This is a genomic window from Vibrio sp. V42_P2S4T144 (assembly GCF_009904715.1).
GTDB classification, from domain to species: domain Bacteria; phylum Pseudomonadota; class Gammaproteobacteria; order Enterobacterales; family Vibrionaceae; genus Vibrio; species Vibrio alginolyticus.
Genome location: NZ_WXWS01000168.1, coordinates 1 through 8032, shown reverse-complemented (window position 1 = coordinate 8032; position 8032 = coordinate 1). Strand labels below are relative to the sequence as shown.

General features: G+C 45.4%; 9 protein-coding genes. 4 read left to right on the top strand and 5 right to left on the bottom strand.

Annotated features, from left to right (window positions below; genetic code table 11):
- The coding region (locus tag CAG68_RS05910; RefSeq protein WP_161440912.1) for a TIGR03503 family protein at nucleotides 1–1235 on the bottom strand (1235 nt) is incomplete at its 3' end.
- Nucleotides 1236–1243: 8 nt separating this feature from the next.
- A complete protein-coding gene (gene dnaQ / locus CAG68_RS05905; protein WP_005380385.1) occupies nucleotides 1244–1966 on the bottom strand; it encodes a DNA polymerase III subunit epsilon in 723 nt (240 codons plus the stop codon).
- Nucleotides 1967–2025: 59 nt separating this feature from the next.
- On the opposite strand from dnaQ, the gene rnhA reads away from it, so the two are divergent.
- Entirely contained in the window at nucleotides 2026–2490 is a 465-nt protein-coding gene (rnhA, locus tag CAG68_RS05900) for a ribonuclease HI (RefSeq protein ID WP_005380384.1), read from the top strand.
- Here the strand turns inward: rnhA and CAG68_RS05895 are convergent.
- Entirely contained in the window at nucleotides 2487–3233 is a 747-nt protein-coding gene (locus CAG68_RS05895) for a class I SAM-dependent methyltransferase (protein WP_005391820.1), read from the bottom strand. The genes rnhA and CAG68_RS05895 overlap by 4 nt on opposite strands.
- Nucleotides 3234–3270: 37 nt before the next feature.
- Here CAG68_RS05895 and gloB point away from each other — a divergent pair, with 37 nt between their 5' ends.
- From gloB to CAG68_RS05880, 3 genes are all read left to right on the top strand, one after another.
- Nucleotides 3271–4029, top strand: a complete 759-nt coding sequence (gene gloB / locus CAG68_RS05890) for a hydroxyacylglutathione hydrolase (protein ID WP_005380380.1) — start codon at nucleotides 3271–3273, stop codon at nucleotides 4027–4029.
- Between the two features lie 254 nt (nucleotides 4030–4283).
- Nucleotides 4284–5867 (top strand): lytic transglycosylase, encoded by a 1584-nt coding sequence (locus CAG68_RS05885; RefSeq protein ID WP_005391819.1) that lies wholly within the window; start codon nucleotides 4284–4286, stop codon nucleotides 5865–5867.
- Nucleotides 5864–6550, top strand: a complete 687-nt coding sequence (locus tag CAG68_RS05880; protein ID WP_132936886.1) for a YIP1 family protein — start codon at nucleotides 5864–5866, stop codon at nucleotides 6548–6550. Before CAG68_RS05885 ends, CAG68_RS05880 begins: the two co-directional genes overlap by 4 nt.
- A 1-nt stretch (nucleotide 6551) precedes the next feature.
- On the opposite strand, the gene CAG68_RS05875 is transcribed toward CAG68_RS05880, so the two are convergent.
- Nucleotides 6552–7397 carry an endonuclease/exonuclease/phosphatase family protein gene (locus CAG68_RS05875; RefSeq protein ID WP_161440911.1) on the bottom strand — a complete coding sequence of 282 codons (846 nt, stop codon included), beginning with the start codon at nucleotides 7395–7397 and terminating at the stop codon, nucleotides 6552–6554.
- Nucleotides 7398–7537: 140 nt separating this feature from the next.
- On the bottom strand, nucleotides 7538–7876 hold the full coding sequence (gene glnB, locus CAG68_RS05870; protein ID WP_005380372.1) for a nitrogen regulatory protein P-II: 339 nt from the start codon (nucleotides 7874–7876) through the stop codon (nucleotides 7538–7540).
- Between the last annotated feature and the right edge of the window lie 156 nt (nucleotides 7877–8032).

The window sequence follows — 8032 nt, the reverse complement described above, 5'->3', positions numbered from 1 at the left end:
TCTAATTGCATCTCTGGCATGGCATCGCGCTTCGCTTTAATTTTGCGCCAAACTATCCATGCAATGATCACAATCAGCAGCATTATCAAGTTACCTACCGCGATAATAATCATGCTGCGCTTACGCTCAGCCTCCCGCTCAGCGATAATTTGCTTTTCCATTTCAATACGGCGCTGCTCGGCTAATTCAGCTTCTTTTGCAATTCGAGCAGCTTCTAGATCAACTTCATCAACAACACTGAAAGTTTGCTCTGGAATAGGAAACACCAACGGACGCTGGGTTGCAAAATCAGTGGCAAAGATCTCGCCGCGCCATGCGTACTTACCAAGCTCAGCATCGTTATTGAGGTCCAACGTAACTCTCATTCCATCTTTAGAGACCTGTCCTTGGCTGTAACTAATGAAGCCATCGGGAGCGTCCTTTTTCACTGTGACTGCAATGGAGCCTGGTGCAATCATACCTTGCTCGCCACTCACCACTAATTGGTGTGGCTTATCGGGATTACGAGCCTGAATAAAAGTACGAGAAATTGGGTTCGGATAAACCAAGATGACTTGTTCTTGCGCTCGTAAGAATACGCCATTGCCAGACGTGATGCGCGCGCGGTACTTACCAGGCTCAACGTCTATTGGGAGCTGAACCGTAAACACACCATCCCCTGCTTTTTCATCCAAGCCGCGGCCGTCATCAGAAAACTCACCCACAACCATCGGCACTGGACGAGCTTCTTTGATCAGCTCATCTTCATTTTCGACAAACTTGGTAAATGTCACGCGCAGATTCACGCGTTCAAGGAAGTCGCGCAGTACAAGAGGTTTGCCGTCGGAGGTCAGGCGAGCTGTAAACTTAAGCGCTTCCCCATTATATAATCGGTTTGGGAACAGATCCGTACTGAGCTTTAGGTGAGAAATTAAGCGGATGTTATTTTTAGGCGTAACTTTCCCCACAGCCTGCCATGGACCTGGCATAGGGTTATCAACGGAAATAATATCGAGTGAGGCTTCTTGATACCAACGTACATTGTCGTAAGAGCCCCAAGCATAGTATTTTTTACCGTCAGGACGGACTAAAACAACTGGCTGAGAACTTTGCTCACGATAAACCAAAAACGTGATCTGCTCGATGGTTGGATCAACTCGAAAGCGATTGTCTAACAAAGACATTGTAGATTCACTCGCAGCACTCGAGAGACTACTCCATATCGCTAAAAACGCGACCAACAAAGCCCTCAACATAGCTTCTCCTATTGATGCCAAATACAGTCGTTCACCAACTCTAATCTTTTTTGGTGAGCTTCTAGTTCATCGGCACTTGCGCGCAAAACCTTTAGCGCTTTTCTTCCTTCAATACGACGAATGGTTTCTACCCCACCCTCTTGTTTATTCGCGTTAAATTCTAGACTCGTTTGACCACCCGTCATAAAGAGGTAAACGTCGGCTAGAATCTCCGCATCGAGCAAAGCTCCGTGGAGTGTACGGTGCGAGTTATCAATACCGTAACGTTCACATAAGATATCAAGGTTGTTTCGCTTACCAGGGAAGATTTTCTTCGCCATTGCAAGGGTGTCGGTCACCTTGCAGTAGTCGTCCGTTTTGCCGATGTTAGGATCGAGCATGCCAAACTCGTAATCCATAAATCCGGTATCGAAGGGCGCGTTGTGGGCAACAAGTTCTGCGCCTTTAATAAACTCAAGAAACTCTTGGTGCACGCTCGCGTATTCCGGTTTATCAACCAAGAATTCATCCGTAATACCGTGAACTTCAACCGCTTCTGGTTGGATTTCACGATCGGGTTTTAAATAAACGTGGAAGTGACGACCAGTCAGCTTACGGTTGATGATCTCCACGGCACCGATTTCAATAATGCGGTGTCCCATGTAGTGAGGACCACCCTCGCGGTTCATACCTGTGGTTTCGGTATCGAGAACGACAATGCGGTTATATTCAGAATTGCTGCTGGTATTCATAAGGTTATGTATGTCAGACTATGCTTTATTAAATGTTTCGGCTAATAGTACCAAAAAATATGACCAAACACGTTGAGATTTTCACTGACGGTTCTTGTTTAGGTAACCCAGGACCAGGTGGTTACGGCATAGTATTGCGTTACAAAGACGTAGAAAAGACACTTTCCAAAGGCTATACGTTAACTACCAACAACCGCATGGAAATGTTGGCGGCTGTCGTCGCGCTACAGACGTTAAAACAACCTTGTAAAGTCACTTTAACGACTGACAGCCAATATGTGCGCCAAGGTATTACTCAGTGGATCCATAACTGGAAGAAGCGTGGTTGGAAAACAGCGGATAAAAAACCCGTGAAGAATGCCGATTTATGGCAAGCTCTAGACAAAGAAACCGCACGCCATCAAGTTGAATGGCATTGGGTAAAAGGCCACGCAGGCCATCGTGAGAACGAAATGTGTGATGAGCTAGCCCGTACTGCTGCAGAAAACCCAACTGAGGAAGATACAGGTTACCAACCCTCTTAGCGAGATTCTTTCCTCATAGTGTTACCCTCTCGATTCATCACCCCAAGTGGTGTGAGCTTTTTCTTCAAGCGCCAATGCGGTTTGATAGGCTTGAGAGGGTATGTCCGTTTCCGCGCGACTATGTAATACAAACTCCCAGCGGGTGATGCCCAATCACCAAGACTATTTTCCAACCATGTCCACATCGTACGGTAACGTTTCATCGGAAACAGCGCATAACGATCACAATGAATCACTTGATAATTAAGTAAGCCTAACCAATCTTTGATGCGGCTCGACGTAAACATTCGTCCACTCCAAGGCAAATTATGTTTACGCCATGGAAGCAAACTCGCTAATCCAGTCAAGCTTAATGGGTTGAATCCAGTAATAATTACATAGCCATCATCCATCATCACTCTATCGACTTCACGCAACAAACGGTGTGGATCGCTTGCATAGTCGAGCTGATGAGCGAGTATCACAACATCAAAGCTTTTTTCCAAAAAGGGTAATTCGTAACCATCTGCAATCACATTATGCAACGGGTTCTGGATATCTACGTTGACTTGGTGTTGAATGTTACAATTACAGCTGGTTAGCTCACAGCTCAACCCGCCCAGTTTGAGCATATGGTAGCCGAAGAGTTTCGGGCACCATTCATCAAGTCGGGTCTGGATTGACTCAAGCACCCACGGACCGTTGTTCATTGCTGACCAAGTCGACGGGTGTGGTATAGTTTTGTTGCTGAGTGCTGGTTTCATTAACCACCTGACTAAAATGGGTGACGGAGAACGAATCGTGTTAGAGATCAAAAGCATACCCGCATTTAATGATAATTACATCTGGCTGATACAAAATAGCGATAAGCGCTGCGCAGTCGTTGATCCGGGCGATGCGAAGCCAGTATTAGAATTTCTGCAGGCTAACGAATTAACTTTAGAAGCGATTTTAATTACGCACCACCACAACGATCACATTGGTGGCGTTCCAGACTTAGTGCGTGCATTTCCTAACGTCGCCGTTGTGGGCCCAAAATCAGAGCCAATTCCAACCCTAACGACACCAATGGAAGAAGGCGACAAGCTAGAGTTGTTTGGTGAGATTTTCTTAGTACTTGGGTTACCCGGTCATACTTTGGGCCATATCGGTTACGTTGGGGACGGAAAACTGTTTTGCGGTGATGTGCTCTTTTCTGCTGGCTGCGGTCGTATTTTTGAAGGTACGCCTGAGCAAATGTTTGAATCACTGAGCAAACTAACGTCTCTACCAGAAGAAACTCAAGTCTTCTGCGCACATGAATACACGGCGAGTAACGTGGCGTTTGCTCTAGCGGTTGAACCTGACAATGAGCAACTTCGCCAATATCGCGACGATGTAAACCGACTGCGAGCACTCAACATTCCGACACTTCCAACAACAATACGCAAAGAAAAGTGGATTAATCCGTTCTTGCGAACCTCTAACCCTGACGTGGTTCAATCTGTTGCTAGTCGCATTAAAAATAGCGATCCATGCTCGGTTTTTACTGCTTTACGCGAGTGGAAGAACGAATTTTAACCATTTTCTGCTTGTAAGTTTGCAAGACCCCAGTATTATCAGGGACTGATTTTTCGAGAAGCGCCACTGGCGCTTCTCTTACGTTTGGGGTTGATATAAATCTATTTGAATTTCTCCCCATTGCATAATTAGAAGCTCTTTGCCTCTATAAATTAGTTAGTGTTTAAAAGATGTCTATTATCTTGCGACTGCCACGCACATTACGTTGCGCGACAGGCAGGTGAAGATAAACAGGCCCTAAATAGGCTGAATCCATGCGTTTGAAGTATACTTGGGCGTTGGCGTTGTTATTATCTGGCTGTCAATTGACTCAGTCAGATTCAACGTCTTCTACACCAGAAACCAATAAATCTGAGCAGACTGCAAAGCAAAATGCAGTAAAAGCTCAACCGGGCAATAAATCGTCACTAGCAAAAAAATCCGCTAACGACGCGCCTAAAGTTCTCTCCCCCCAAGAACAAGAAGATGTGTGGCAACGTATCGCCATGCAGCTGGACATGGATATCCCAAACCACAAGAAAGTGGACTACTACCGTACGTGGTATTTAAAGCACCCAAATCACCTTTACACGGTATCTAAGCGTGCGACTCCTTTTCTATACATGATCACAAAACGTATCGAAGAGCGCGGACTCCCAATGGAGCTTGCATTACTTCCTGTAGTGGAAAGTTCATTCGATGCCTTTGCCTACTCACATGGTAGCGCGGCTGGGTTGTGGCAATTTGTCCCAGGCACCGGAAAAATGATGGGATTAGAGCAAAACTACTGGTATGACGGTCGCAGAGATGTGGCAGCAGCAACGGATGCAGCGCTGGACTACCTAGTACAACTAAACGAGCGTTTTGATGGTAACTGGGAACATGCAATCGCCGCTTATAACAGCGGTGGAGGCCGAGTTTCTAGCGCAATTCGTAAGAATAAAAAGCTCGGTAAACCTATCGATTTCTTCTCATTAGACTTACCAAAAGAGACCAGCAGTTACGTTCCTAAGCTATTGGCCTTGGCTGACGTTATCGCAAACCAAGACAAGTACGGACTTAATATTCCTGCAATTCCAAACAAGCCTGTTCTAACGCTTGTTGATCCAGAAGAGCAGTTAGATCTGGCTATTGCCGCAGATTATGCCGGCATTAGCGTAAAAGAGTTGCAGAGTTACAACCCAGCATACAACCAGTGGTCGACAGCGCCTGAGGGGCCGCACCAACTTTTGATTCCCGTAGAGAAAAAAGAGACTTTTCTCACCAAGGTGGAGAAAAATCGCGGTAAAGGGATGAAGGTCGCTCGCTACAAGGTGAAATCTGGCGACTCTTTAAGCGTGCTAGCTAATAAATACGGCACAACCACGAAAGTCATTCGACGTGCCAACGGCCTATCGAATAACAATATTCGTATTGGTCAATACCTGTTGATTCCGACATCAACAAAAGACGATGCAAAATACGCATTAACGGCACAAAACCGATTAAACAAGACTCAATCTCGTGCTCGTGGTCAACTCAAGCTCACCCATGTCGTTCAGTCTGGAGAAAGTTTGTGGTCAATCGCACGTAACAATAAAGTGTCGTATAAATCGTTAGCTAAATGGAATGGTATGAGCCCTAAAGATCCATTGCGTGTGGGTCAAAAGCTAGTGATATGGAAGGACTCAGACAAAGGTTCTGTGATCCGTACCGTTTTCTACAACGTTCGCTCTGGCGACACCATTAGCGGCATTGCAAGCAAGTTCAAAGTAAAAACGAACGACATCGTGAAATGGAACTCGCTACACAAGAAAAAATACTTACAACCAGGTCAAAAGCTTAAGTTGTACGTTGACGTAACGAAGGTAAGTGTATGAACCCATCAAGCAATCCACTTGTGATGCTGTTGGACATTTTTCGTTCTCCAACATCTTGTTTTCTCGCGCTTTATCAACGCGGTGGATGGGGATGGCAACCGTTCACCTTCCTGATGCTTAGTCCGTTTTTATTCTGGGGTGCTTACTTTTCGAATGTCGATTTCACGTGGCTCAGTGACCAACTTGCTGCGCAATTTCAGCAAATCGACCCGAAGCAGATTGAGCTATTAGAACCAAACACGCTAATGGCAAGCGCGATCATCAATGATGTATTCAACCGCTTTGCCACCTTACTATTGCTCGCGCTTTGGTTCTTTCTTGCAACAAAGGCAAGCAAACAACAATACGGTTACTGGAAATGGTTTGCCGCATCGTGTGCTATCTTATTCCCAGCAGTATTGGGCGATGTAGCAAGCTACGCGAGCTTGCTACTCAAGCATGGTCAGGTAATGACTTACGCTGCCGATTTAAATAGCCTCAATGGTCTATTAAAGCTGCCTCTTACTAACGAATGGTCTCATTTCGCTAGCTCGTTACCTTTGCTTCTGCCTTGGTACATTGTGCTCGGCTACGGCGTTGTACTGACGTGGACGGAGTTTGAACGTGGCCAAGCTTTGGTGATAGCAAGCCTGCCATGGGTATTCTTCTACGTTATTTGGGCACTTTATATTGTGGTAACCTAAGCTAGTTATTTAACGTAAATGACAATACCAATGGGTTATGATCGGAAGCGTCGCTCTGCGGCGCTTTTGCGTACTTAAGCGTCAGACCTCGGTAAAACACATGGTCCAGTGGTAACCCTGTTATAAATTGGACTCGATGATCCGGCAAGAACGTCACCTCTTGTAAGTCCGCAGCCTTTAAGGCCTGCCTCATCGCATTAACGCGAGATTCACTCCAGCTATTGAAGTCTCCAGCAAATAGAATTGGCCCCACATGATGCTTTAAAAGCATTTCAAGCGCCGTTAACTGCGATACATACTCTTTTGTACCTACGGTGAAGTTAATCGCATGTACATTCACCACTGCGAGTTTCTCGCCATTACTCAAGTGATACTGGCTATATAATGCAGACTTAGGTAAGCGAAGCCACGGCTCTTTAGAGGTGTAAGCGCAGGCTTTTTCTGGTTGCCCTTGAGCAATACTAATTACACCGGCACCGCTACCCAGCGCCTTAAAAGCACTCACTTGATTACTAACCCAGCGACCATCCACCAACCACTGTTTAAATGATGGTGTCATGCTGGCTTCTTGCAATAACAGTAACTGCTTATCAGCAGAAAACTCATCGAGTGCACGTTGCCAATTAGCCCGGTTCTGTTTGTAGATATTCCAGACAAGCACATTGATTTTGCCGTCATGATCGAGAGCTTTTGAATCGCTAAATTCGATGCACCTAATATCTTGTGTCAGCTCGGTACCTGTTTGGGTAATAATTTGCGGCTGATCTGGTACGGTGAAAATAACCTGGAAGCCGACCAATACCGCCATAATAAGAAAAGCTAACGCCAGAAAAAAACGCTTAAACATACGACAAACCTGAATGTAGGCACCCGAAATCTAGAACAACCAATCTCGGGTTAAATGATTTCACTAATAAGCAAACAACAAAAAAGGAGCCACTTGGCTCCCTTTTAGCATAATAAATACGAAACAGGTGACAAGAAACCTTAGATCGCGTCTTCGTCTTCTTCACCAGTACGAATACGAACCACACGCTCAATATCAGTGACGAATATTTTACCATCACCAATCTTACCAGTTTGCGCGGTTTCAATGATTGTCTCTACGCATTTATCAGCCACATCTTCGGTTACAACGATTTCGAGCTTCACTTTAGGTAGAAAGTCCACCATATACTCTGCACCACGGTAAAGCTCTGTGTGACCCTTTTGGCGACCAAAACCTTTCACTTCAGAGACGGTCATCCCTGTAATGCCAACTTCAGCTAGCGCTTCTCGAACATCATCCAATTTAAATGGCTTGATAATCGCTTCAATTTTTTTCATGTTCATCCCTTAAGCTTCAATCGATTGCGCTTATTATCGTTTAGCGTTTCGCAACATTCAATGTTTGTCTCTGCTCCACCAGCGAAAATCCAGGCTGAGCAAATTAACATAGCGAATATCGTGAGTTGATAAAACCCAATGAGGACTGCTCAATGC